29 protein-coding genes are annotated in these 24,579 nt (G+C 61.8%); 13 read left to right on the forward strand and 16 right to left on the reverse strand.

From position 1 onward, the window contains the following. The 12 genes from HMPREF1546_RS12180 to HMPREF1546_RS12230 form a co-directional block, all read right to left on the reverse strand. The coding region (locus HMPREF1546_RS12180) for an MT-A70 family methyltransferase (protein ID WP_021751989.1) at positions 1 to 463 on the reverse strand (463 nt) is incomplete at its 3' end. Further along, positions 460 to 714 (reverse strand): hypothetical protein, encoded by a 255-nt coding sequence (locus HMPREF1546_RS12185; RefSeq protein WP_021751102.1) that lies wholly within the window; start codon positions 712 to 714, stop codon positions 460 to 462. The genes HMPREF1546_RS12180 and HMPREF1546_RS12185, both read right to left, overlap by 4 nt. Next, positions 707 to 1,303 (reverse strand): DUF6273 domain-containing protein, encoded by a 597-nt coding sequence (locus HMPREF1546_RS12190; RefSeq protein ID WP_021751103.1) that lies wholly within the window; start codon positions 1,301 to 1,303, stop codon positions 707 to 709. The genes HMPREF1546_RS12185 and HMPREF1546_RS12190 overlap by 8 nt, the downstream gene beginning before the upstream one ends. Beyond that, positions 1,290 to 1,694, reverse strand: a complete 405-nt coding sequence (locus HMPREF1546_RS12195; RefSeq protein ID WP_021751104.1) for a hypothetical protein — start codon at positions 1,692 to 1,694, stop codon at positions 1,290 to 1,292. Before HMPREF1546_RS12195 ends, HMPREF1546_RS12190 begins: the two co-directional genes overlap by 14 nt. Positions 1,695 to 1,707: 13 nt before the next feature. After that, entirely contained in the window at positions 1,708 to 2,562 is an 855-nt protein-coding gene (locus tag HMPREF1546_RS12200) for an ATP-binding protein (RefSeq protein ID WP_021751105.1), read from the reverse strand. After that, on the reverse strand, positions 2,555 to 3,319 hold the full coding sequence (locus HMPREF1546_RS12205) for a hypothetical protein (RefSeq protein ID WP_021751106.1): 765 nt from the start codon (positions 3,317 to 3,319) through the stop codon (positions 2,555 to 2,557). The genes HMPREF1546_RS12200 and HMPREF1546_RS12205 overlap by 8 nt, the downstream gene beginning before the upstream one ends. A gap of 15 nt (positions 3,320 to 3,334) precedes the next feature. Further along, positions 3,335 to 4,138, reverse strand: a complete 804-nt coding sequence (locus HMPREF1546_RS18410; RefSeq protein ID WP_021751107.1) for a hypothetical protein — start codon at positions 4,136 to 4,138, stop codon at positions 3,335 to 3,337. A 12-nt stretch (positions 4,139 to 4,150) separates the two neighbouring features. Beyond that, positions 4,151 to 4,645, reverse strand: a complete 495-nt coding sequence (locus tag HMPREF1546_RS12215; RefSeq protein ID WP_021751108.1) for a siphovirus Gp157 family protein — start codon at positions 4,643 to 4,645, stop codon at positions 4,151 to 4,153. Next, the gene (locus tag HMPREF1546_RS12220; protein ID WP_021751109.1) at positions 4,642 to 4,959 is read right to left on the reverse strand and encodes a hypothetical protein; all 318 of its coding nucleotides are present in this window, start codon (positions 4,957 to 4,959) and stop codon (positions 4,642 to 4,644) included. Before HMPREF1546_RS12220 ends, HMPREF1546_RS12215 begins: the two co-directional genes overlap by 4 nt. Positions 4,960 to 4,987: 28 nt before the next feature. Further along, complete coding sequence (locus HMPREF1546_RS18905) at positions 4,988 to 5,146, reverse strand: hypothetical protein (RefSeq protein ID WP_021751110.1); 159 nt, start codon at positions 5,144 to 5,146, stop codon at positions 4,988 to 4,990. Further along, positions 5,143 to 5,379 (reverse strand): hypothetical protein, encoded by a 237-nt coding sequence (locus tag HMPREF1546_RS12225; RefSeq protein ID WP_021751111.1) that lies wholly within the window; start codon positions 5,377 to 5,379, stop codon positions 5,143 to 5,145. The genes HMPREF1546_RS18905 and HMPREF1546_RS12225 overlap by 4 nt, the downstream gene beginning before the upstream one ends. Then, positions 5,376 to 5,636 carry a helix-turn-helix domain-containing protein gene (locus HMPREF1546_RS12230; protein WP_036631203.1) on the reverse strand — a complete coding sequence of 87 codons (261 nt, stop codon included), beginning with the start codon at positions 5,634 to 5,636 and terminating at the stop codon, positions 5,376 to 5,378. The genes HMPREF1546_RS12225 and HMPREF1546_RS12230 overlap by 4 nt, the downstream gene beginning before the upstream one ends. A gap of 221 nt (positions 5,637 to 5,857) precedes the next feature. Between HMPREF1546_RS12230 and rpsF the strand changes: the two genes are divergently transcribed. The 4 genes from rpsF to HMPREF1546_RS12250 all read left to right on the forward strand — a co-directional run bounded on the left by rpsF (position 5,858) and on the right by HMPREF1546_RS12250 (position 7,978). Then, positions 5,858 to 6,154: a 30S ribosomal protein S6 gene (gene rpsF, locus HMPREF1546_RS12235; RefSeq protein WP_021751113.1), complete on the forward strand. Its 297-nt coding sequence runs from the start codon at positions 5,858 to 5,860 to the stop codon at positions 6,152 to 6,154. 12 nt (positions 6,155 to 6,166) lie between these two features. Further along, a complete protein-coding gene (locus tag HMPREF1546_RS12240; protein ID WP_021751114.1) occupies positions 6,167 to 6,619 on the forward strand; it encodes a single-stranded DNA-binding protein in 453 nt (150 codons plus the stop codon). 25 nt (positions 6,620 to 6,644) lie between these two features. Continuing rightward, a complete protein-coding gene (gene rpsR, locus HMPREF1546_RS12245) occupies positions 6,645 to 6,896 on the forward strand; it encodes a 30S ribosomal protein S18 (RefSeq protein WP_021751115.1) in 252 nt (83 codons plus the stop codon). 161 nt (positions 6,897 to 7,057) lie between these two features. Continuing rightward, on the forward strand, positions 7,058 to 7,978 hold the full coding sequence (locus HMPREF1546_RS12250; RefSeq protein ID WP_021751116.1) for an AEC family transporter: 921 nt from the start codon (positions 7,058 to 7,060) through the stop codon (positions 7,976 to 7,978). Between the two features lie 75 nt (positions 7,979 to 8,053). Here HMPREF1546_RS12250 and HMPREF1546_RS12255 read toward each other — a convergent pair whose 3' ends face one another. Next, the gene (locus tag HMPREF1546_RS12255) at positions 8,054 to 9,574 is read right to left on the reverse strand and encodes a 4Fe-4S dicluster domain-containing protein (RefSeq protein WP_025544710.1); all 1,521 of its coding nucleotides are present in this window, start codon (positions 9,572 to 9,574) and stop codon (positions 8,054 to 8,056) included. 435 nt (positions 9,575 to 10,009) lie between these two features. Between HMPREF1546_RS12255 and HMPREF1546_RS12260 the strand changes: the two genes are divergently transcribed. The 8 genes from HMPREF1546_RS12260 (at position 10,010) to HMPREF1546_RS12295 (ending at position 19,601) form a co-directional block, all read left to right on the forward strand. Further along, positions 10,010 to 11,023, forward strand: a complete 1,014-nt coding sequence (locus tag HMPREF1546_RS12260; protein ID WP_025544708.1) for an ABC transporter ATP-binding protein — start codon at positions 10,010 to 10,012, stop codon at positions 11,021 to 11,023. Further along, positions 11,007 to 11,873: an ABC transporter permease subunit gene (locus tag HMPREF1546_RS12265; RefSeq protein ID WP_021751120.1), complete on the forward strand. Its 867-nt coding sequence runs from the start codon at positions 11,007 to 11,009 to the stop codon at positions 11,871 to 11,873. Before HMPREF1546_RS12260 ends, HMPREF1546_RS12265 begins: the two co-directional genes overlap by 17 nt. 16 nt (positions 11,874 to 11,889) lie before the next feature. Beyond that, positions 11,890 to 13,308 (forward strand): Gldg family protein, encoded by a 1,419-nt coding sequence (locus tag HMPREF1546_RS12270; RefSeq protein WP_021751121.1) that lies wholly within the window; start codon positions 11,890 to 11,892, stop codon positions 13,306 to 13,308. Positions 13,309 to 13,325: 17 nt separating this feature from the next. After that, a complete protein-coding gene (locus HMPREF1546_RS12275) occupies positions 13,326 to 14,363 on the forward strand; it encodes a DUF4340 domain-containing protein (protein ID WP_036631204.1) in 1,038 nt (345 codons plus the stop codon). 113 nt (positions 14,364 to 14,476) lie between these two features. Then, positions 14,477 to 15,160, forward strand: coding sequence for a response regulator transcription factor (locus HMPREF1546_RS12280; RefSeq protein WP_021751123.1), 684 nt, complete (start codon positions 14,477 to 14,479; stop codon positions 15,158 to 15,160). A 67-nt stretch (positions 15,161 to 15,227) separates the two neighbouring features. Then, positions 15,228 to 16,454, forward strand: coding sequence for a cell wall metabolism sensor histidine kinase WalK (locus HMPREF1546_RS12285; protein WP_021751124.1), 1,227 nt, complete (start codon positions 15,228 to 15,230; stop codon positions 16,452 to 16,454). Positions 16,455 to 16,594: 140 nt separating this feature from the next. Then, positions 16,595 to 17,302 carry a response regulator transcription factor gene (locus tag HMPREF1546_RS12290; RefSeq protein ID WP_025544704.1) on the forward strand — a complete coding sequence of 236 codons (708 nt, stop codon included), beginning with the start codon at positions 16,595 to 16,597 and terminating at the stop codon, positions 17,300 to 17,302. Continuing rightward, positions 17,271 to 19,601, forward strand: a complete 2,331-nt coding sequence (locus HMPREF1546_RS12295) for a HAMP domain-containing sensor histidine kinase (protein WP_147629932.1) — start codon at positions 17,271 to 17,273, stop codon at positions 19,599 to 19,601. The genes HMPREF1546_RS12290 and HMPREF1546_RS12295 overlap by 32 nt, the downstream gene beginning before the upstream one ends. A 90-nt stretch (positions 19,602 to 19,691) precedes the next feature. Here HMPREF1546_RS12295 and spoIIP read toward each other — a convergent pair whose 3' ends face one another. The 3 genes from spoIIP to HMPREF1546_RS12310 form a co-directional block, all read right to left on the reverse strand. After that, a complete protein-coding gene (spoIIP, locus tag HMPREF1546_RS12300; RefSeq protein ID WP_021751991.1) occupies positions 19,692 to 20,858 on the reverse strand; it encodes a stage II sporulation protein P in 1,167 nt (388 codons plus the stop codon). Between the two features lie 113 nt (positions 20,859 to 20,971). Then, the gene (locus HMPREF1546_RS12305; protein ID WP_021751129.1) at positions 20,972 to 21,418 is read right to left on the reverse strand and encodes a PaaI family thioesterase; all 447 of its coding nucleotides are present in this window, start codon (positions 21,416 to 21,418) and stop codon (positions 20,972 to 20,974) included. A 173-nt stretch (positions 21,419 to 21,591) separates the two neighbouring features. After that, positions 21,592 to 23,529: an NAD(+) synthase gene (locus tag HMPREF1546_RS12310; RefSeq protein WP_021751131.1), complete on the reverse strand. Its 1,938-nt coding sequence runs from the start codon at positions 23,527 to 23,529 to the stop codon at positions 21,592 to 21,594. Positions 23,530 to 23,790: 261 nt separating this feature from the next. On the opposite strand from HMPREF1546_RS12310, the gene HMPREF1546_RS19255 reads away from it, so the two are divergent. Next, on the forward strand, positions 23,791 to 24,579 hold a 789-nt coding region (locus HMPREF1546_RS19255), incomplete at its 3' end, for a hypothetical protein (RefSeq protein ID WP_036636892.1).

Consider the following 24,579-nt stretch of genomic DNA (forward strand, 5'->3'; position numbering starts at 1 on the left):
CCCCCCCCGCAAGCTGGACGATCCTGTCGCGGGTTTCCGCCGGCTTCTCGCTGTGCCGGCCGATCGGTGCGTCGATCACGCTATGGACGTGTGCGTCTGCGCGCTTCGGCTTCCCCCTGGTCGCCAGAAGGCACACTTCAGGGTTTGAGCGCGTCCAGTTGCCCAGGCCCCAGAACCAGGAAGGGGTTTTCCGGTTTCGCTTTACCCAGACAAAGGCGGCGGTCTTATATCGGAAGCCCCAGCGCCGGATCGTTTCCAGGGCGACGTCCAGGTTCGGGAACGTGGCCCACAGGAACAGAAGGCAGTCGTCCGCGGCGATGTTCTGGACGGGAAGGGAATAGATGTCTTCCGGCTTCATGGTGTGGTAATGCCTTGTCACGTTCCGCGTAGCACCGCCGCCGGAGTAGGACCAGGGCGGGTCCGCGTAGATCACGGAATACTTCTTGTCGGGAAATGGGATCACGCCGTCGCCCTCCTTCCGTCATACCTGGCCGCCAGGGCCATTTCGCGGATCACGTCGGGGATCAGAAGTTTCAGGTATTCGTCGCCGCGGTCCAGGCCCAGGACTTCGTTCTGGAAGGCCATCTTCCGTCTGGCGTATGCTTCCGCTTCATCGAAGACCGCCTTCGGCACCTTCACGCCCAGGGTCCGGTCGACGGACGCCCGAAGGCGCCGCCGGCCGATCCACTCACGGGTCGTCACGGGATTATTCATGGCCTTCCACCGCTTCGCCGCCGTCGGATTCCAGAATGATTCCAGATTCCGCGAAGAAAGCCGGCCGGACGCCGCTGTAGCCGTAGTACGCGTTGTAGCGGCCCAGACTGCCGTCCGTGTAGGCAAAGCGCGCGCGGTTCGCGTTGCCGGCGATCGGGGTCGCAAGCCACCACCAGTCGTCCAGGGCCAGAAGGGCCTTGTACTTCAGGAACAGGGCTTCAGGAAGAAGGCTGATCTTCGCCTTCATGTTGCCATAGCCGAAGCCGCCGCGGTGATCAGCCAGGGACCAGTCCGCTTCCACGATGTTCGCGGAACGGATCGGGCCACCGGCGGCGTCGAAGGTCGCCAAGAAGGGGCCGTTCAGTTCGCCCTTCAGGTAGGACAGGCTGAAGTCGTTCGGGTAAGGGGTAGGGGCTTCCTCCGGACGGGTCTTCAGGGGTTCCAGGGAGAAGGGGCGCCACGCGATCGCCTTATCGGCGATCAGAAGGGTCGTTCCGTTGGTCATGTGATCCAGGACGCGGACGTCGATCGGACCAGCGTCAAAGACGGTCCCAGGGGTCAGGTCCTTCAAAGTCTTAATATTTGCCATGTCGTTTTCCTCCTTCGAATATCTCGATAGTCACTTCCACGCGGGGGTTCTTCGGGTCCACGGCGAAGTCGTCCGTGAAGCCCTCGATCTGGTTCCAGCCGTCGTTCACCAGGACGCCGGCGTGGACCAGGCTGTCCTGAATGAACTTCTTCGCGAAGGCGACGTTGTCCTTGTCGCGGCGGCGGTTCGGCTCGATCCAGCGGTAATGAATTAGCACCGGCCGGTCGAAGCGGACGCCGCGAAGCTGGGTCTTCACCATGAAGCCAATCACGTTTTCGGCCTGTTTCTTCATGGCGGCGGCCTTGTACTTGCCCTTGACGGCGCGTTCCGCGTCTATGTACTCATTCAGGCCAGGTAAAAGGCCAGGGATCGTCACTTTCCAGGTTTCCACTTGCGGCCCTCCTTCACATTCCCAGGATTTCCTTCGCCCTGTCGCGGCGCGCGGCCGCGTTGACGGTCCTTCGGGAGTCGCCGGCCAGTTTCAGTTTGATCGGACACATTTCCAGGACGCGGTCATAAATACGGGCGTAGCCCATAGACGACGGGTTCCGAAGGTCGTCCAGGGACAGGTTCGTCGTCACGATCAGGGGCTTTCCTGAACGGGACCTGGCGTCGACGACGTTGTAAATCTGCTCGACGGAATAGGACGTGTCCCGCTCGACGCCCAGGTCGTCGATCACCAGGCAGTCATAACGGTTCAGCTTGTCCAGGAAGCCTTGCTTGTCCTCTCCGAAGCCCTGAAGGCGGTTCATAATGCGGGGGAAGTTCGTCACGCTGGCCTTCACACAGCGGTCGATCAGGGCGTTCGCGATACAACAGGCCAGGAAGGACTTTCCGGTCCCGACGCCGCCATAGAACAGGATTCCGATGTTGTCGGCCTTCATTTCCTCCCAGTGGTCGACGTACTTCCGGCACACGTCCGAAACGGCGGGGTTCCGGTTGTCGTCCTGGGCGAAGGTGTTGACCAGATAGGACGGGTCTGTGATCCCGTCGCGGCGAAGCCGTTCGCAGTCCTGGCGGAACTTGATCCGCTCTTCTTCCTTGCGCTGGGCTTCCTGGCGTTCTTCCTCGCACTTGCACATGACCGGCACCGTGACCACCTTCGGCGGGTCGGTGTCCAGTTCCAGGCGGTGTTCCTTCCTGGTGCGGCACCGGCCGCAATACAGAAGGCCGTCTTCGCCGCGGTAGTCGCCGGCGCGCTCATGGCCGCGTCTGGCGTTCTGGGCGCTGGTTTCCAGGGCGTCGGTGAAGTCATTCATGGTCGTCACCGCCCAGGAAGTCGTCCCCGTCGCCGTAGTCCTTCGCCGCCGGCGGAACGGTGGCCGGCTTCACGCCGTCGGACTCGTTCCAGCGTTCGCCGCGAAGGAAGGTCGCGGGGTAGGGAATGAAGCGACCTTCGTCCTTCGTCCATTGTTCGGACCGCTTCCAGCGTTCCACGCCGGCCACGATCCGGTCGACCAGGGCGTCGTCAGGACTGATCTTCTTCCAGACGGCCACGGCGTCCTTCTTCCCGACGCGTCGGGGATAGGAAGCCCAGAACCGGTCAAAACCGTCCGCCGCCCCGCGCCCCGAATGGGCGCGCTTCTCGTTTTCGTTATCGTTTCCGTTTCCGTTCTCGTTTACGTTTACGGGGACATTTGCAAGCATTTGATTTCCGTTCGCCTGTTTGCATTTGCTATCAAACGAAGACGGTTCAGGGTATTTGCTGGACTTCGCCCTGGTCTGTTGGCATTTGCCCCAGTTCAGAAGTTTCAGGTACTTCTTCCCGTCTTCGGGGGCCGTGTAGGTTCCCACCATGTCTTCCCGAACCAGTTCGTTCAGCCAGGACCGGATTTTCTGTTCGGAAGGGGGCTTCTGGGGGAAGCACAGGGAAGCCAGAATACGGGGGTCGCCATAGTACAGGCCGAAGTCGTCGGCCTTCACGACCAGGCGCCAGAAGAACCGTTCGGCTTCGGCACTGATCGCGGTCAAAGACTCGCTGATGATGATCGTTTCCTTAATGATACGGCTGGGCATTGTCTACACCACCTTTCACGCGTTGCGCTGGCACTTGCGGCACAGTTCGCGGCCGTACTTCCGAAGGGAATAGTCGCGCTCGGCGTCGCTGATCGGGCCACCGCACACAGGACAGACGGCACCGCCGGCGGGGATCGTGGTTGTCTGGCCGCCCTGGGGCGCTCTCTGGGACGTCTGGGGCGCTTGCGTTGTCTGGGGCTGTGTCTGTGTCTGTCGGCCGCTCTGCGCGTTCTGGCGGCTTCCCTGGCCGCTCTGGTTGGCCTTCTTCTGGACACCGCCTTCGCACAGGAAACGGACGTTTCCGAAGCGGTCGACGATCGTCAGGTCCACGATCTCGCGGCGGTCGTTGTAGCCGATCTTCGTGACGGAGAACTTGACGTTCGGATAGGTTCGATACACGTCGCGGCCCTGGACCTTTTCGACCTTCCATTCACCGTCGTTCAGTTCGACATAGGTGAAAGGGGCGGAATACAGTTCGCGGCCGATCCCGACGTTGAAGCCGGCGCGTTTGAAGGCGTCGGACGCCTGTCCCTTTTCTTTCTCCGTGTTGCTCTCGACGCCGACGTCCTGTTTCTTCACCCAAGCCGCCTTTTCGTCGTCCCAGATTTCGATCGTACAGAACAGGTTCCCGTTGATCAGTTCGTGGGTTCTCTGCCAGTTACCAGGCCCGAAGACCTGGTCCAGGATTCGCATATCGACACGGGCGTCCTTGTAGAGAAGAAGGACCGCGCCGACCGTGCCGTTCTTCGCCTTGCTGACGGACTGGACGCGACAGTCGATGTCTTCAGCCGTCAGAAGGGGAATGTTGAAGTCCTTCACGCTGATTCCTCCTTACTTGATCTGAAGGTTCTGATTCTCGACCAGGACAGCGCCGGCGACGGACTGTCCGGCCTGAATCGCCTTCTTGATTGCCGTTTTGTCCGGCTTCGTGGTGACGGTGGTCGTCACGAAGTCAGGGGGAAGGGCGCCTTCGTCGTCGATCTGAACCTGGGTGGATTTGCGGAAGCCGATCTTCGTCCTGGCCGTTTCGACCTTGTCGCGACCGACGGACAGCATGGAGGACGCCAGAAGGTCCTTCAGGCGCTCGACGCGCTTTTCGGCGGTCTTGCGGCGCTCCGCCAGGGCGGCTTCCTCCGCCTTCACGTTGCCGACGAAGGCGGTCAGGTTCTTGATGTAAAGGGCGGTCGCTTCGGCCTTTTCGTCGAAGGCGGCGGAAAGGGCGTCAAGCTGGTCGGCGTTCAGCAGTTCGCCGGTGTCGGGGTCGACCTCCATCGCGTCCAGGGCGGCCAGGAAGTCGGCGCTGATCTCGTACAGGGTGTTCGTCATTTCGCGGCGCCCCCTTCCGTCTTCAGGCTCCCAGTCAGAAGGGCCAGGGCGTCGGCGATCACCTGGTTGACGTCTTCGGCGGTGACGGTGCCGGTGGAACGCGCGGGCATGGGGGTGGTCAGAACGGACACCGCGGCGGCGATCTTCGCTTCAGCGGCTTCGGCGCGCCCCTTCTGGGCCTGGTACTGGGTGAACCAGGTCTGGGACTGCCGGCGCTCGAAGTCGACGTCTTCGCGGACTTCCTTGTTCTCGACCAGGGTGTTCAGCAGAAACGCCTTCACGGCGTCCGTATCATAAAAATTCAATTTAGGCATTGAAAACCGTTCCTTTCCGTGATATGATTCACTTAACCTTTTTGGAATGGGCCGTTTCGGTTGTTGTGGTGACGACGAAACGGTCCTTTTCTGTTTCTTCGATCGTGATCTTCTTTTCGCCCAGAAGGACCAGGGCCTTCACGGCCTGCCCGACCTGAACGGGCGACAGGGTCGCCGTGTACTTCATCTTCTCCGTTCCCTCCTTCCTTCGGTGGTGTCGAAGGCTCCGGCGACGGCCAGAAGGCCGGCCCAGATCAGAAGGAAGCCGAACATTCGGATCGCGCCAGGGAGAAGGGGGACCAGGTCCTGTTCGACGGCTCCGACGCTTCCCAGAAGCGCCAGGAAGGCCACCAGGGAAAGAAGACCGGCCGCGTTGCGGATTCTCCGGCGCGTTCGCCGTTGCCTTGCTCTGGGGGTCATTCTGCCGGCCCTCCTTTCCTCCGGCCGCGTCGGCGAAGGCTTTCCTGGGCGCGCTTCTGGGCCAGGTCTGCGTCGTAGGACGGCCGGAAGTTCTTGTCCAGCTTGTCCCCTTCGCGGCCGCGCTTCAGTTCGGCGTAGATGGTGCGGGGGGCGACGCCGATTTCCTTCGCGATCTGTCCGGCCTTCGCGCCGGCGGCGTAAAGGGCCGCGATCGCCTTTCGGTCCGGATATTCGATCGTTTTGTAACATTCAGCCACGTTTTCACCGTCCTTTCTCTGGGAGAAAATAAAAAAAGTGTAACTGCAAAAAGCCTGTCGACTTAATGCAATTACACTATACACGGGGGCTTGTCTAGAGCCGGGAGAAAAATTCCTTGACATTTCCAGAAATTCCGATATAATAATATGGCTTGCAGTCTGCAGGCATATCCTTGCTCCCATTCCGAATGGGGGCCATTTGTCCAGAAGGAGGTGCAAATATGGCAAAGGTTTCTGCCAATTATGAGGTCGTGTATATCATCGACCCTGCACAGGGTGAGGAGAACACCGCCGCGCTGGTGGCCAAGTTCAAGACCCTGGCTGAGCAGAATGGTTCCGCTGTGGAAGTGGAAGAGTGGGGCAGCCGCAAGCTGGCTTATCCCATCAACTACAAGACCGAGGGTTATTACGTCCTGATGACCTTCACCAGCGAGCCTTCTTTCCCGAAGGAGCTGGACCGTGTTCTGCGGATCACGGACGGCATCATGCGTTCCCTGATCGTCTGCAAGGGCGAGTAAGGGGGCATTGATATGCTCAACAAGATCATCATCATGGGTCGTCTGACCCGGGACCCCGAGCTGCGCCGCACCGGAAGCGGCACCGCCGTCACGTCCTTCTCCCTGGCTGTGGACCGGGACTTTAAGTCCCAGAGCGGCGAAAAGGAGACCGATTTTATCGACGTGGTGGCCTGGCGCAGCACCGCGGAGTTTGTCAGCAAATACTTCACCAAGGGCCGCATGGCCGTGGTGGAGGGCCGGCTGCAGATCCGCGATTGGACGGACAAGGACGGCGGCAAGCGCAGAAGCGCCGAGATCGTCGCCGACAATGTCTACTTCGGGGATTCCAAACGGGACGGCGCCGGCGATTTCGGCGGCGCACCCGCTTCTTACAGCGCCCCCATGGGCGGCCGCAACGCCGCACCGATGGGCGGACAATCCGATTTCGCCGAGATCGGCGAAGAGGACGGCGAACTGCCGTTCTGACTTTTGATAAAGGAGGAACCATTTCATGGCTTTTGATCGTGAAGCGAGACCCGCTCGCCCCAACCGCGGCAAGCGCCGCAAGGTCTGCCAGTTCTGCGCGGACAAATGCGAGTATATCGATTACAAAGACGCCGCCAAGCTGCGCCGCTTTGTCTCTGAGCGTTCCAAGATCCTGCCCCGCCGGACCACCGGCACCTGCGCCATGCATCAGCGTCAGCTGACCGAGGCCATCAAGCGCGCCCGGCAGATCGCCCTGCTGCCCTACGTCACCGACTGAGGCAGACCGTGACTGAACAAAGGCTCCCCCATCCGCTGGATGGGGGAGCCTTTTTACTGCAGTCCCAGTTTTTTTACGCTATATAAACTTTCTGGTTGTTTTTCCTCTTTTGGCGTGGTACGATTAAACTCGCACCTGTGTGTAGATGGAGGAACGTTTTCATGGTATTGATGCTGCTTGAACAGATCGTACAGCTTTTTCTGTGTATCGTCCTGGGCTGGCTCCTGGTCCGCCTGCATCTGCTGAAGCCGGAGGACAGCCGGGTTCTGTCCAAAGTCTGTCTGTATCTGGTCACTCCCTGCGTCATCATCAACGCCTTCCAGCTCCAGCGTACGCCGGAGCTGCTTCAGGGTCTGGCCCTCTCCCTTGGGGCCGCCATTGGCATCCACGCTCTGTTTTTCATTGCCACGGCCTTACTGCACCGCCCCCTGCGTCTGACGCCGGTGGAACAGGCCTCCCTGATTTACACCAATTCCGGTAACCTCATCATCCCCCTGGTGACTGCGGTCCTGGGGCCGGAGTGGGTCATCTATTGCAGCATGTTTCAGTTGGTGCAGCAGTTTCCCATGTGGAGTCACTGCCGGATTATTCTGAGTGGTGACCGGAATGTCTCGCTGAAAAAAATTCTCCTGAATGTCAACATCATTTCCGTGTTTGTGGGTGTGCTGCTGTTTCTGCTGAACCTGCCCCTGCCTACGGTAATCGCCGGTACCATGAAGTCCATTGCCTCCACCATCGGCCCCCTCAGCATGTTTGTCGCCGGCATGCTCATGGGAGAGCAGAACCTGCTGGCGGTCCTGCGCATCCGCAGCATCTGGAAGGTGGCCTTCCTGCGGCTGATCGCCCTGCCGCTGGTGGTCCTGTGTATTTTCAAATACTCTGGCCTTGCGGCCCTGGTGCCGGACGGCCAGTCCATCCTGATGATCAGCCTGCTGGCAGCAAGTGCCCCTGCGGCGGCTAACGTCACTCAGATCGCTCAAGTTTACGGTCATGAAGGAGACTACGCCGGCGCCATTAATGTAATCACCACGCTTCTCTGTATCGGGACCATGCCGCTGATGGTTCTTCTGTACCAAATGTAAGCAGAACCACAGCTTTTCCGGAAAACGCACAAAGCGGGCCACCCTTTTGGGTGGCCCGCTTTCTTGCTTTAGCGGTTATTCCTCCACGTCTTTCAGACGGTCCACATAGGGGCTGGCGGTGCTGCTGACCTCCGCGGCCTCCTTCTTGAACTTCTCAACATTCAGGGTGCTCTCCCGCACGGGGGTGATGGTGCCGGCGCCGGCCACGCAGCCGCCGGGGCAGCCCATGCCCTCCAGCAGATAGCCGTTGCGCTTTCCGGCCTTGGCCATCATCAGCATCTTCTTGCACTCCCGCAGGCCGTCGCCGTACTCGATCTGTACCTCCCGGGTGGGGTCGATGTGCTTGATGGCCTCTACCACGGCCGCGGCCACGCCGCCGCCCACCGCGAAGCCGCGGCCCATGGAGGTGCCCTCGTTCAGGCCGTCCTCCGGGTCCGCCTCCAGGGTGGTGAAGTCGATGTTCTTGGCATCGAACATGCCCTGCAGCTCCTCAAAGGTCAGCACGTAGTCCACATCCGACCGGACAGATTTCCGGTTGGCCTCCAGCTTCTTGGCTGCGCAGGGCCCAATGAAGCAGATCCGGGCATCCGGATGGTCCTTCTTCACCATGCGGGCGGTGATCACCATGGGGGTGAGGGCCATGGAGATGCAGTCCTTGAACTCCGGGAACAGCTTCTTGGCCATGACGGACCAGGCGGGGCAGCAGCTGGTGCCCATGAAGGGCAGCTTCTCCGGCACCTCCGCCAGGAAATCCTTGGCCTCCTCCACGGTGCACAGGTCCGCGCCGATGGCCACCTCCACCACATCGTCAAAGCCCAGGATCCGCATGGCGGCCTTCAGCTTGGCAGGCGTGGCGGCCTTGCCGAACTGGCCCACAAAGGCGGGGGCCACGCAGGCGATGACCTTGGATCCGCGGTTCATGGCGTTGATGACCTGGAAGATCTGGCTCTTGTCCGCGATGGCGGCAAAGGGGCAGTTCACCAGGCACATGCCGCAGGAGACGCACTTGTCGTAGTTGATCTTGGCCCGGCCCAGCTCGTCGGATTCGATGGCGTCCATGCCGCAGGCTGCGGCGCAGGGGCGCTCAATCTTGCTGATGGCGTGGTAGGGGCACTGGTTGAAGCACCGGCCGCATTTGATGCACTTGTCCTGGTCAATGTGGCAATGCTTGTCCTTGTCCAGATAAATGGCATCCTTGGGGCACACATTCATGCAGGGATGGGACAGGCAGCCCTGGCAGCTGTCCGTAATCCGGATCTGCTTGGGGGGGCAGGCATTGCAGGCAAAGGAGATGATATTGACCAGGGGCTCCTCAAAATATTTGTCGTCGGCCGCGGCCGCCTCCTGGATACCGGCGCTGACGGGCGTCTGCTCGCCAGCGGGCTGCAGGCTCATGCCAAGGGCCAGCCGCACCCGCTCCTGGACAATGGCCCGCTCCAGAAACACGTCGTGGCGGTGGCGGGCCACCTCTCCGGGAACGATGGTGTAGGGGATCATGTCCACCCGCTTCAAATCCCCGCCCTCATAGGCCAGGCGGGCCACTTCGGTGAAGACATTGCGGCGGATCTCATCCACCGCGCTGTGTACGCCTCTCATTCTTTTTTCCTCCATTGTTCACCGGGCAGTCGCATTCTGAACCCGGCTACTTAGAATTGCGGAATCATTATATCGGAAACACCGGCTGTTTGCAAGAACAAGTCGGCGGAAAGTCCTGGACCGGCCGGATCTTTCCATCTTTTTCGCCCTTTTCGCGCAAGACAGCGTGCGGCGGAGGACGCCTGGTCATGGACGCCCTCCGCCGCACGCAGAGAGAAAGGAAATGAAAAATGAAAAAAGAGAGGGGGGATCAGTTATCCTTTTTGGAGGATGTCTGTATCATACCCCCAAAATCTAAAAACAACCTTTAAAAAGTTTGAACAGTTTATGAAGTTCTGTTCATTCTTTCAGATAGTTTTCAGTTTCTTTTTTTATACTGTGAAAGCTGACTGGGGCGGGCCCTGCCCGTCTCCATTCCTGAAGGAGGTTATTTGTGTGATCGAGGTCAAAAACCTTGTGAAGCGTTATGGCGACCACTATGCGGTGAACCATCTGAGCTTCACGGTGGAGGACGGCCAGATCTTCGGCTTCTTGGGGCCGAACGGCGCCGGAAAATCCACCACAATGAATATCATGACCGGCTATCTGGCGGCCACGGAGGGACAGGTCCTGGTGGAGGGCCACGATATTCTGGAGGAGCCGGAGGCCGCCCGTGCCTGCATCGGCTATCTCCCTGAGATCCCGCCGCTGTATCCTGATATGACGGTGGAGGAGTACCTGCGCTTCTGCGCGGAGCTGAAGAAGATCCCCAAGGAGCAGCGGACGGACCAGCTGACGAAGGTCCTGGCCCTGACCCATCTGGAGGATATGAGCGCCCGGCTGATCCGGAACCTGTCCAAGGGCTACCGCCAGCGGGTCGGCCTGGCCCAGGCCATCCTGGGCTTCCCCAAGATCATCATTCTGGACGAGCCCACCGTGGGCCTGGATCCCAAGCAGGTGGTGGAGATCCGGGATCTCATTCGGCATCTGGCAAAGGACCACACCGTGATCCTCAGCTCCCATATCCTCTCTGAGATCCGGGCGGTATGCGACCGGGTCCTCATCATCCGCAAGGGCCGGTTTGTGGTGTGCGACACCCCGGAGGACCTGGAGGAGAAGCTCTCCGCCGGAGGCTCCCTGGAACTGACGGCAAAGGCCGCGCCGGAGGCGGCGGAGGCCGTGCTGGACCGGGTGGCGGGCATCACCGGCCGGACCCTGCTGGGGCGGACGGAGGACACAGCCCGATTTGCCATCCACATGGAGAGGGACATCCGGGAGGCGCTGTTCTTCGCCTTTGCAGAGGCGGGGCTGCCCCTGCTGGAGCTGCGGCCCCGGACGGCCTCTCTGGAGGAGGTCTTCCTGGATCTGACGGACGATAACGATACGGTGGCCGCCCGGGCGGCGGCGCTGTTCCAGACCTCTGTGGAAACTGCGGAAAAGGAGGCGGTCGGCGATGAAAGCGATTTATAAGCGGGAGGTCAGCTCCTATTTCAACTCCATGATCGGCTGGATCTTCGTGGCGGTCCTGACGGTCTTCATCGGCATCTATTTCTTTGCCTACAACCTGTTTCAGGGATACCCCTATTTCTCCCTCTCTCTGGGCTCCTCTCTCTTCATTTTCATGGTGGTGGTCCCCATTCTCACCATGCGCTCCATGGCGGATGAGCGCCACACCAAGACAGACCAGCTGCTGCTGACGGCGCCGGTATCCGTCACCGCCGTGGTGCTGGGGAAGTACTTCGCCATGCTGACGGTGTTCGCCGTGCCGGTGGCCATTGCCTGCCTGTGCCCCCTCATCATCGCGCTGAACGGCACGGCCTTCCTGTTGGCGGACTACGGCGCCATTCTGGCCTTCTTCCTGCTGGGCGCGGTGGAGATCGCCGTGGGCATGCTGATCTCCTCTCTGACGGAGAGCCAGATCATCGCCGCAGTGGGCACCTTCGGCCTGCTGCTCCTGCTGTATCTGTGGGACGGCCTGGTGGGCTTTCTGCCCTCCACCGCCGTCGGGTCTCTGCTGGGCTTCTTCGTGGTGCTGATCCTGGTGTGCTTCCTCATCAACGCCCTGTCCAACAACTGGAAGGTCACAGCCGGCGTGCTGGTGGCCGGCGCCGCGGTGCTGATCGCCTTCTACCTGCGGGACTCCTCCGTCTTCGCCAACCTGCTGCCGGATGTGCTGGGCAAGTTCTCCCTGCTCTCCGCCTTCGACAGCTTTTCCACGGACCACGTCTTCGACGTGCCCGGGATCCTGCTGTACCTGTCCATCAGCGCGCTGCTGGTCTTTCTGACCGTCCAGGTCATCCAGAAGCGCCGGTGGAACTGAGAGGAGGCGTGTGAATATGGAACATCGTGATTGGAAAAACAGCCTGCAGGAGACCGCGGGGCGCCACGCCTCCCGCAGGGGCGCCTTCTCCGCCGGACTGACGGCCCTGGCCGTGGCGGCAGTGCTGGTGTTCAACCTGCTGGCGGCACAGCTGCCGGAGCAGTGGGCCCAGATCGACCTGACGGGCAGCGGGATCTACAACATCAGCGAGACCTCTCAGGACTACCTGGCGGGGCTGGAGGATGACGTGGTGATCCACGTGCTCACCGACAAGGACACACTGGATACCCGGATCGTCCGCTTTCTGGACATCTACGCAGATCTCAGCAACCACCTGACCCTGGAATACACCGACCCCACGGTTTATCCCTCCGCCCTGTCCCAGTACGGTGTGGGGGCGGATACCATCGTGGTCACCTGCGAGGCCACCGGCCGGCAGGAGTCCTTTGACATCAGCGACATAATCGGGTATGATATGATGTCGTATTACTATTACGGCACCTATACGGAGACGGACTTCGACGGGGAGAGCCTGCTGACCTCCGCCATCGACAGCGTGCTCACCGGCGTGACCCGGATGGTGTACGAGACCACAGGCCACAACGAGACCGCCGTCCCCATCAGCGTGAAGGAGCGGTTCACGCGGCTCCACATGTCCGTGGAGCGGGTGAACCTGCTCACCGACGGCGGCATCCCTGAGGACTGCTCCCTGCTGATCCTCAACGAGCCGGACCAGGATCTGGCGGACGATGAGCTGGATATGATCCTGAACTATCTGGCGGAGGGCGGCCAGGTGATCTACAACATGGCCGGTGAGCTGGTGGACCTGCCCAACTTCAACGCCCTGTGCGCCGCCTATGGAATGCAGGTGGCGGACGGCATGATCGCGGACACCTCCCAGGGCTATCAGAACAACCCCTATCTGTTCTTCGCGCAGGCGGACACCTCTGTGGATGCGGCCAGCAGCCTCACAAGTGATTCCATGGTCCTGTTTTATGCCTCCCGGGGCTTCACCCTGGCGGATCCCACCCGGGACACCATCACCGTCCAGCCCTTCCTGACCACCACGGAGAACGGCTATGCCGTGCTGGACGCGGACAACATGACCCAGGGGACCTATGTGGTGGGTGCCGTGGCCACGGAGGAGATCAGCGAGGACACCACCGCCCGGCTGACGGTCTACGGCGCGGACACGCTAATCAACACCGATGTGACCAACAGCTTTACCAATGTTGACAACGTGGATCTCTTCATCCACTCCGCCACTGTGGGCTTTGACGATGTATCCGCCATCTCTGTGGAGCCGGTGAGCCTGTTGACGCCCACCAATACCATCACGACCGGCGGCATCTGGGGCCTGCTGTTTATCCTGGTGATCCCCGCAGCGCTGCTGATCTACGGCTTTGTCCGCTGGATGCACCGCCGGAAACTGTGACGAAGGAGCATACAAGCATGAATCGAACACAGAAGAAGACGCTGGTTCTCCTGCTGGGGATCCTGGTGGGCCTGGGCATCCTGCTGGCGGTGGTCTCCGCCGTCAAGCGGTCCAGCGCCCAGCGGGAAGCTGAGGAGGCCGCCGCCCAGGACGCCGCCAGCGTCATCACGGAGACGGAGGCCGCCTATTCGTCCCTCACCTATGACAACGGCAGCGCCACGCTGTCCTTCCATCTGGACGAGGCGGGCAAGTGGGTCTGGTCCGACGACCCGGAGTTTCCCCTGGACAACTCCACCATCCAGTCGATCCTGACCCTTCTCACCAACCTCAAACCCCAGCAGACCATTACAGAGGGCGATACGCTGGAGGCCTATGGCCTGGACCAGCCCTTCGCCACCCTGACCGCAGCCAAGCCGGACGGCGGGACGCTAACCATCTCCCTGGGCAACACCACTACGGACGGCAACAGCTACTATATGCTGATGAACGAACAGGAGAGTCCGGTGTATATCATCTCCAACTCCCTGTACACCGAGATGTCCAAGACCATCTATGACATGTGCGACCTGCCGGAGCTGCCCCAGCTGACGGAGGAAAACCTCCAGTCCGTCACCGTTGAGGGCGCCGCCAGCACCCTGTTGCGGCCCATCGACAAGGAGACCTCCACCGACGAGGAGACCGGGGAGGAAACGGTTACCGTCACCTGGGCTGCCAGCGGCGAGGACGTCACCGGCAACGCGGACACCGCCTCTCTGCTGGCGGAGCTGGGGGCGCTGACCTTCACCAAATGCGTGGACTACAAGCCCACAGACGAGGCCGCTGCCCTGTGCGGCTTTGACGCACCCCAGGCCACGGTTACCATTCTCTACCTGAACGACACCGGTACCGAGGGGACGCTGACCCTGACCTTCGGCAGCGAGAACCTGGACCAGACCGGCTACTACGTCCGCATGGAGGGGGATTCCACCATCTACCAGATAGACACCGCTTCGGTGGACACCATTCTCTCTGTGGCGGAGAATGGCCTGACTGCGGCGGACGCCACGGGCGAATAAACTCGATCTCGTTTCCCATCCGTCTCATCTGACCAGGGGGGAGCCCCCGGGCTCCCCCCTGTGTGGCGCTGCCGGCAGAAACGGCGCGCGATCCTGCAAACGGAGGTGATTTCATGCGCGTACTGGTGGTGGAGGATGAGGTCCGCCTGGCCGCCACCCTCCAGGACCTGTTGGAGCTGAACGGCTACACGGTGGACGTCTGCCACGACGGCGAGGCGGGGCTGGACAACGCCCTGACCTCCATTTATGACGTGATCCTGCTGGACGTGATGCTGCCCAAGCTGGACGGCTTCACCGTGCTGCGCCGCCTGCGGGCGGAGGGCAGCACCACGCCGGTGCTGATGCTCACGGCCCGGTCCGAGCTGACGGACCGGGTGAACGGGCTGGACTCCGGTGCGGACTACTATCTCACCAAGCCCTTTGAGCCCAAGGAGCTGCTGGCCTGCATCCGGGCCCTGACCCGCCGCCAGCCGGAGCTGCGGCAGACTGATGCCCTGAAATACGGAGACCTGCGGCTGGAGAAGACCTCCTTCACCCTCTCCTGCGGCGAGCGCTCCGTGCGGCTCAGCCGGAAGGAGTTCGACATGATGGAGATGCTGATGCTGAACCAGAAGCTGGTCATCACCAAGGAGAAGCTGCTGCTGAAGGTCTGGGGCTATGAGTCCGACGCAGAGGACAACAATGTGGAGGTCTACATCTCCTTCCTGCGGAAGAAGCTGGACCATCTCCACTCCCAGGTGAAGATCCGCACGATCCGCATGGTGGGCTACTGCCTGGAAGCGCCTGAGGAGGCGTAGTTTTCCACAAAGTCCACATTTTTCCACTTTTCCACAGAGTTTTCGACAGGAAGGGGGCGATCCTCCCATGATCCGAAAATTGCAGATCAAATTCGTGGCCATGTGCATGATTCTGGTGACCGCGGTACTGGGCGTGGTATTCACGGCTGTGTTTTTCTCCGCCAAGCAGAACATCGAGGTCATCAGCCATCAGGTGCTCCAGCGGGTCATGGAGGACGACACTCCCAGCGGCCGGCCGGATCTGGGGCTCAACCGGGGCGGGGAAGACGTTCTGCTGCCCTATTTCACGGTGAATCTCTGGGACCGCAGCGGAATCTACGAGGCCTTTGTCACAGGCGGGACCTATTCCAATCTGCAGGACACACAGGAGCTGCAGACCATTCTTACCGACTGTCTCCAGCAGAACCGGCCGGAGGGCACTATCCACAGCTACGGCCTGCGGTATCTGCGCCGGGACTATGGACTATACGAGCGCATCGCCTTTGTGGACATGTCCATGGAGCAGGCCACATTGCAGGAGATCATGGGCTCCTATCTGCAAATCGGTCTGGCGGCGCTGCTGCTTCTTCTGGGCGTCTCCATCCTGCTGGCCCGGTGGGCCACCCGCCCGGTGGCAAAGGCCTGGCAGCAGCAGCGGCAGTTCCTTTCCGACGCCTCTCACGAGCTGAAGACGCCGCTGACCGTGATCCTCTCCAATGCGGAACTGCTGGAGGCGGCGCCGCTGGAGGACCGCCCGGCCCGGTGGGCGGACAACATCCGCTCCGAGGCCGGACAGATGAAGTCCCTGGTGGAGGAGATGCTGACCCTGGCCCGGGCGGACAATGCGGTTCCCACGGCGGTGATGGGGGAGGTCTCGCTCTCCGACCTGGCCACGGACTGCGTACTGGCCTTTGAGCCGGTGGCCTTTGAGGCGGGAAAGCCCCTGGAGAGCGACATCACCCCCGACGTGACCGTCACCGGCGACGCCGACAAACTGCGCCAGCTGATCGGCGTCCTGCTGGACAACGCCATCAAGTATGGGCAGGCGGGGGGTACCATCAGCCTGACCCTGCGGCGCACAGACCGGCAGGCCCGTCTGCTGGTATCCAACCCCGGCGATCCCATCCCACCGGACCAGCTGGGCCGCCTGTTCGAGCGATTCTACCGGGCGGACGCCTCCCGGGGGGAGCAGTCCGGCTTCGGCCTGGGGCTGCCCATCGCCGCCTCCATTGCGACGGAGCACAAGGGAACTCTGAAGGCCGAGAGCGACCAGGCCTCCACCCGGTTCCTCTTCTCCATGCCGCTGAAAAAGTGAGCCATTGAAAAGAAGGGCTTTCCTTCCCGGGAGGGCCCTTTTTTTGTGCCGCTTGAAACCGTAAGAAATCTGTAAGAAATTTCTCCGGGTGTTTGTAAGAATTCCCTGGTATGCTACAATCAGCTCAAGGAGGGATCGAGATGAACGCGTGCATTCTGGTGGTAGACGACGATCCGGAGATCGTGGGGGCCATCGCCATCACCCTGGAGCGGGAGGGCTACCGGGTCCTGCGGGCCTATGACGGCATGGAGGCTCTGGATCTGGCCCTGGATCCGGCGGTGCGGCTGATCCTCATCGACGTGATGATGCCCAAGCTGGACGGGCTGTCCGCTCTGCTGCGGATCCGGGAAAAGCGGAACCTGCCGGTGATCGTCCTCTCCGCCAAAAGTGAGGACACGGACAAGATCCTGGGCCTCTCCATGGGGGCGGACGACTATGTGACCAAGCCCTTCAACCCCCAGGAACTGGCGGCCAGAGTCCGGAGCCAGCTGCGGCGGTACACCCTGCTGGGGGACGTCCACGCGGAGGAGCGGCAGGGCCTCATCGTCAACGGGCGCCTCACCTACGACCCGGACCGCCGGGAACTGCGGGCGGATGGGGAAGCGGTGAAGCTCACCGCCACGGAGACAAAGATCGTGGACCTGCTGATGCGTAACCCCGGCCGCATCTTCCCGGCGGAGGAGATCTACCGCCGGGTGTGGGACGGGGAGGCGGCCTACGCCTGCGAAAACACGGTGATGGTCCACATCCGGCGCATTCGGGAAAAAATCGAGCTCAATCCCAAGGAGCCAGATTACATCAAGGTGGTGTGGGGCATTGGATACAAAATGGAACAGCACGGGACCTGACGAAGGTCTGGAACAACTTGTGGCCGGGGAGGTCCGGGAGGCTCTGAAGGGGGTGGAGGACGCCCCGGGCGTGGCGAAGGTCCGCGTCTCCGGAAAGACCTGCGGCAGGCTGCGGGCGGCGGCCGGACTGGCGGCCCTGGTACTGGGCGTGAGCCTGGTGCTGGGGAGCCTGGGACAGACGGCGGGCCGCCTGGCCAGCGGGGTCGACAGCGGCTCCTTCGGCAGCGGATGGTGGAGTACAGACTGGCAGGAGACCCCAGCCTTCCGGCAGGAGGTGGCCCAACGGCTGCGGGCCTTTCTGGCTATGGCCACCGGCAGCGACCTGGAGTGGTGGGATACTGCTTCCGGGGATACCTACGTCGTGTCCAGTGCTGGCATCACCTGGTACGAGTGGGGATCCACGGACACTGCCACAGAAGATATAGCAACCCCGAAAGAGGAGGCGCCAGACGCCTCCTATGCAGAGGACAAGAATCTCCTCTACCGGGTCCAGGGATCGGGGGAGGACTCCTATTACAGCAATGCTCCAGCGAATATGATCCTCTCCTCCAGCTGGGCCGTGCCGGAGGGCTACAACTTTCTGCTGACCTTTCAGAACGGTACAGTCACCATCACCAAGGATGGAGAGCCAGTGGACGTTTACGGCGATGGATTTTTTACAGAGGATTCCCTGTGGGACGTCCCCGGCTATGAGAATTTCACGGCCGGGGAGGACGCGGCGGATGTGACCGTCTACATGGCCGTCCGGGAGGAGCCGGTGCCTTATCTCCAGCCGAACAGCGGCGGGGCGTCCCGCCCCGCTAACGATCTCTACAGCCTGTATCAGCGCATCCAGGGGATGCAGAAGTTCTACCTGCTGCGGGCAGTGCTGTGTGTGCTCGGCATTGCGTATCTGGTGAGTACCCGTCTCCTGCGGGCGGAACGGCGGAAGGCGGAGAAAAAGCTGGCCGCTCTCACTCGCCGCGTGCCCGGGGAGATCTGGTGGCTGGCGGCTGCCCTGGCAGTCCTCTCCATGGTGTTCTCCACAGGATTCGGCGGCTACTCTCCCTTTGAATTCTGGTATTACGGCTGGGTGGGTCCGACCGTGACGGACGCCCTGCGGCTGGCGGCGCTGCTGCCCGCCAATGCCCCGGCGCTGCTGGCGCTGGTGTGGGCGCTGTGGCTGCGGCACATCACCCGGAAAAACACGGAAAGGGAGCAGCGGCGGAGTCTGTTGAGGGGGCTGAAAAACGCATTCTTGGCAAGAGACTTGAAGCTGCCGGTGCAGAAGCGGCTCCGGCGGCGGTCTCTGGTGCGGAACCTTGCACTATGGGCCATTATGCTTACAGCTGTTCTCTGCTGTGTCCCTGTGTATGAAATGCTTTGGAACTCTTCTCTGACTGTGATCTGCGTTTTTGTTCCCGCCTTTGCGCTGATAGGGGTCCTGGAAATCTTCTGGATCCGGCGGGACTGGACCCTGGTCCGGGATATCGGCCTGCTGGCGGACCAAGTGACGGCCATCCGGGACGGGGATCTGGAAACGCCCCTGGACCTGCCGGCGGACGCAGACCTGCATCAGACCGCGGAGCAGCTGAACGACATCCAGGCGGGCCTGCACCGGGCCCTGGCAGAGCAGACCCGCAGCGAACGGATGAAGGTAGAGCTGATCTCCAACGTGTCCCACGACCTGAAAACGCCCCTGACCTCTGTGCTCTCCTATGCGGAACTGCTGCGGCAGGAGCCCCTGGAGGGGGCCGCAGCGGACTACGCCCGGATCATCGACGAGAAGGCCCGACGGCTGGCAGTGATGGTCCAGGATGTGTTCGAGGTCAGCAAGGCCGCCTCCGGCCAGCTGCCGGTCCACTTGGAGCGGCTGGATTTTGCCAAGCTCCTGCGGCAGACCCTGGCGGACCTGGAGGGGCCTATCTCCCAAAGCGGGCTGACCTTCCGGATGGAGCTGCCGGAGATACCGGTGATGATCACGGCTGACGGCCGGCGGCTGTACCGGGTGTTCCAGAACCTCATCGACAACGCCCTGAAATATGCCCTGGCGGGAAGCCGGGTCTACCTCTCCTTAAAGACCGAGGTGGGCAGGGCGGAGGCCAGCCTGCGCAACACCTCCCGGGAGGAGCTGCCCACAGGCGTGGACCTGACGGCCCGGTTCGTCCGGGGCGACGCCAGCCGTACCGATGGCGGCAGCGGCTTGGGCCTTTCCATCGCCAGCTCCTTTACCGAGGCCTGCGGCGGAGATTTCCACGTGGAGACGCTGGCGGACTTGTTCACCGCTGTGGTGTCCTTCCCCCTGGCGGAGGAGCCCTGAGCCTTCAAAGCAAAAAGCCCCGTCCGTTCGGACGGGGCTTTTGCCGTCGGACCGGGGCCGGATGGCCTGCTCTCCGCAGGACCGCCTCTGTCACTTGCCCAGATCAATGAGATAGTCCGCCATCTGCTGGGCGAACAGGCGGCCCGCCAGGGCGGCCTCCTCCGGAGAGTTGCCGGCGGCCCCTACCTCTACCAGCAAGGAGCCGGTGGTGGCGTGCTGGTTATAGCGGGAATTCCGCAGCAGGATCGGCCGCATCAGGGTGGGATAGCTTTGCAAGATATTGTCCTGAAGGGCCACCGCCAGTTTCAGATTCTCCATCCAGTGCTCATGAGCCAGGCCGCTGCCGTCGCTGCCCATCACCAGAGTCATCTGGGCGGAGGTGCCCACCCCGTCGATCTCCGAGATCACCTTGTACTGATTGCCCTCCGCGTCGCCGATGGCGTCCCGGTGGACATCCAGGATGAAGCGGATGGAGGGGTATTCCGCCAGATAGGTCTCAATGGCCGCCAGGGCGTTGTTATAGGCGTCGTTGTACGACGAGTAGTCGTACAGTGTCCGGTCATGGAGGACGGAGATCCCGGCGGCGGTAAACACCTCCGCCATCTCGTCTCCCACCCCCACCACGTTGTAGCGGGAGTCCGTAGTGCGGTAGTTGCCGGACCAGACGATGTCCGTGCCCGGGGGTGGGGTGTAGGCCTCGCTGCCGTGGGTGTGGAGGATCAGAATTTGAGGCTCCCCATCGGCGAGCCGGGCGTCAAAGGGCTCCGACAGCTCCGTGACGGTGAGGGCGTGGTCCGTGCTATTGGAGATGTAGGACCGGCCGCAGACCGTATAGCCGCTGGGGTCCGTAGGCACCAGTGTTCTGGCCGGAACGCCGTTGTCCGTCTCTCCCGTGGTCTCCAGCGGCGTCTCCTCCACCGGCTCCGTGACAGTCTCCTCCCGGCCGTCCGCACCGGATTCCTCCGTCCGCTCGGTGGACCACAGCTCCGCCACAGCCGCCCGGGCGGACAACAGCAGGGGAGACTCTCCCAACGTCATCACCGCGGCGGGGGAGAGGTCATCGTCCGCCCACAGGTCCCCCAGCTCCCATTTCAGCGCCGCCAGCGGAGACGCCGCCCGCAGGGCCGCCCAGGCCGCAGACGCGCTGTCGCTTCCGGCGGTGACCACAACCGCCCAAAGGGTCCCGGCCGCCAGCCCGGCTGCGCCCAGCCGCCGGAGCCCTCTTCTGAACGGGCCTGGAAAAACCGGCCTCTTCATATCGCCTCACCTCTGGGACAACCTTATGCGGCGGCGGGCGGAGATATGACAGCCCGGTTTTCCACAGTGTTTGGGAAAAAGGGGAGAGGGGTTCGCCCTCTCCCGCATCTCTCTTATTTCTGCTCAGCGGCCGCCTTTTGGTCCATCAGCGCCTTGTCTACGCAGAAGAAGGTGAACTCCCCCGTGGCCAGCAGCCTGCCGCCGTCTCCGGTGATGTCCACAGCGGTGAGCACCGTGGACTTTCCACGGTGCCGGACCCAAGCAGAGGCCCGCACCGTCCCTGTGGCCTGGTTGCGCAGGAAGTGGAGCGCGCTGGTCTGTGTGACGTAATACCGCCCGTCGCTGTGGGCCGCCGCGCCGGTGGCGTTGTCCGCCAGGGTGTAGATGGCGCCGCCATGAATCAGCCCGTAGGGGTTGTAGCTCTCCGGGCGGATGTCCAGCTTGAAGACCGCCCGGTCTTTTTCCACGCGTTCCAGCTCGATATAATTATGGAGCATGAAGGCATTCTTCCTCATTCGTGTCTCCGCGCTCTCCCGGATATGTTCTAGAGATTCTTCCATCGTGTGCTTCCTTTCCGTTTTCAAACAATTTTTCTTCTATTTTAATGGGAGGGGGGAGAATCTGTCAAGAACTGCGAAAGTTCATGCTGCCTGTCCGTGTTTATCTGTATACGCATAGAAAGACCAGAGCGCCGGCTGTATAGCCGTCGCCCTGGTCCGCTTTCCACATACTGTTAAAAATGCACTGACTCCAGTGTCTCCAGTTCTGCCTGCCACAGTGCCGCGGAAGCATCGCTCGGCATCCGCCAGTCGCCGCGGGGGGAGAGTGCCGCAGAGCCTACCTTGGGGCCGTCCGGCAGACAGCTGCGCTTGAACTGCTGAGAGAAGAAGCGGCGGTAGAAGGTCTTCAGCCACTTCAGGATCACATCTGGGGTGTAAGTCTTTCCCAGGGCATACAGCGCCAGACGGTAGATCTTCCGGGGCGGGAAGCCCCAGCGGAGCATGTAGTATAGGAAGAAGTCGTGTAGCTCATAGGGCCCCACCAGATCCTCGGTCCGCTGGCTGATCTCCCCTTGGACAGCGGGCAGCAGCTCCGGGGAGACAGGGGTGTCCAGAATATCCTCCAGCACGTCATGGAGGGCCTCGTCCTTCTCCGCGTTGTCCCGGGCCAGATAGGCCACCAAATGCCGCACCAGGGTCTTGGGGATGGAGCAGTTGACGGCGTAGTTGCTCATGTGGTCGCCATTGTAGGTGCACCAGCCCAGGGCCAACTCACTGAGATCTCCCGTGCCGATCACCAGGCCGCCGGTCTGGTTTGCAATGTCCATCAGGACCTGGGTCCGCTCCCGGGCCTGGCCGTTTTCAAAGGTGACGTCATGGTTCTCCATGCTCTGTCCGATGTCGGTAAAATGTCGCCGCACCGCCTGGGAGATGTCAATGATCTTCAGCGTGGCACCCATCCGCTCCGCCAGCAGCTCCGCGTTGGACTTCGTCCGGGCAGTGGTGCCGAAGCAGGGCATGGTGACGGCCACGATGTCGCTGGCGGGCCGATTCAGCATCCCCATGGCCAGGGCCGTGATCAGCAGGGCCAGGGTGGAGTCCAGCCCGCCGGAGAGGCCCACCACCGCCGTCTTGGCGCCGGTGTGCTCCAGCCGCTTCTTCAGACCCAGGGAGGCGATCCGCAGGATCTCCTCACACCGCTCCGCCCGGCCCGCGGCATCCTCCGGCACGAAAGGAGATGGGGAGACGTACCGGGTGAGCCGGGTCTCCTCCACCGGCAACGTGAAGCCGCACCGCCAGATCTCCGGCGGCTCCTTGCCGAAGGTGAAGGTGTTGGTCCGGCGGCGGTCATGGATCAGCCGGTCCACATCGATCTCGCTGACGGTGAGTCCGGTGGCGAACCGCCGCTCCGCCAGCAGGGTACCGTTTTCCGCGATCATATTGTGGCCGGTGAACACCACATCGGTGGTGGACTCTCCCTCTCCGGCATCCGCGTACACATAACCGCACATCAGCCGGGCGGACTGGCCTGTCACCAGGGAGCGGCGGTAGTCCGCCTTGCCCACCAGCTCATTGGATGCGGAGAGGTTCAGAATCACGGTGGCGCCCTTCCGGGCCAGCTCCACGGAAGGCGGCGCCGGGGCCCACAGATCCTCGCAGATCTCCACGCCGATCACCAAGTTGGGCATGGTGTCGCAGGCAAAGGTCTGGTTCGTACAGAGACTCACATGCTGCCCGCACAGCTCAATCCCGTGCTCCACGCCGCTGCCGGATGCAAACCACCGCTGCTCATAAAACTCCCCATAATTGGGCAGATAGACCTTGGGAATCAGCCCCAAAATCTCTCCTTTTTGTATAATAGCCGCGCAGTTATACAATTTGTTGTCCCATTTATCCCACACGGGCAGGCCAAGGGCCGTCACGATCTCCAGATTTCTTGTAGCCTCCAGGATGGTCTGAAGGCCCTCCTCGGCGCCCCGGAGCAGCGTGTCCTGCAGGAACAGATCTCCGCAGGTGTAGCCGGTGAGGCACAGTTCCGGAAGAGCCAGCACCTTCACCCCCTGCTTGTCCGCCTCCCGCATCAGGGTAAAAATCTGTTCCGCGTTATAGCGGCAGTCCGCCACCCGGATTTTGGGGGTGCCTGCGGCCACGGAGATAAAACCGTCTCTCATGTTGAAAAGCCTCCTTGAAGGAAAAACCTGTATGTTGGATATTCTACACCCGACGGCCCGGATTTACAAGAAAGGGCCTTGTTTTTTTGGCGGCATTCTGATATTCTGAATGCAATCAAACCTCCCGCGCCCTCTTGCCGGATGGGAATGCCGATGGGCCTGGAGACTGCTCCGCAGGTATTGCGAGGAGCGGTCCCCGGGCTTTTCTTCTCTGCATCCGGGTGGAACAGCGGCACCATCTTTCAAAGGAGGAACGCCATTATGCCGTTTCAGCTGCGCCCCTATTTTCCGCCGGTCTTTTCCACACCCGCACTGGAAAACGCACCGGACGCCGTCTTTCGCCCGGCGCCCCGGGACGGCGTGGCGCCGGAGAATTTCCACGCCATGAGCATCTTTCCGGAATACTTCAAAATCGCAGGGCAGTGGCATCTGGCCCGGGAGAGCCGGATGGACTGCGTGGCCGTGTGGGATCGGGGCCGCATCGACGTCCGGGAATTCCGCCGCCTGCGGCAGGGAGATCTGGTGGCCGTCGGCCGCACAGAACAGGGAGAGGAGGGGATCCTCGTCCACCCGGACGGCTTCCGGGAGCGCCGGGTTGCCAGAGATGTGTTTGCCTTCCGGCAGGGCCGCTCCCGGGAGACCGCCTTTTCCCGGGACTATGACGAGCTCTATGAACTGCTGCGCCACGAACGGGACCACGGCAAGGTAGTCTGGGTGATGGGGCCCGCCTTCGCCTTTGACCACGACGCACGCAACGCCTTCTCCCGGCTCATCGCAGGCGGCTTTGTCCATGCCGTGCTGGCGGGCAACGCGCTGGCCACCCATGATCTGGAGGCAGCCTACCTCAACACTGCCCTGGGGCAGAACATCTACACGCAGGAAAGTCAGCCCAACGGGCACTACAACCATCTGGACACCATCAACCGGGTGCGGCTCTACGGATCGATTCCCGCCTTTCTGAAAGCGGAGCAGATCGAAAACGGCATTCTGCACACCTGCGAACGGCACGGCGTCCCGTACATACTGGCGGGCTCCATCCGGGACGACGGG

Origin of the sequence: Oscillibacter sp. KLE 1745 (assembly GCF_000469445.2) — a bacterium.
GTDB classification, from domain to species: domain Bacteria; phylum Bacillota; class Clostridia; order Oscillospirales; family Oscillospiraceae; genus Oscillibacter; species Oscillibacter welbionis.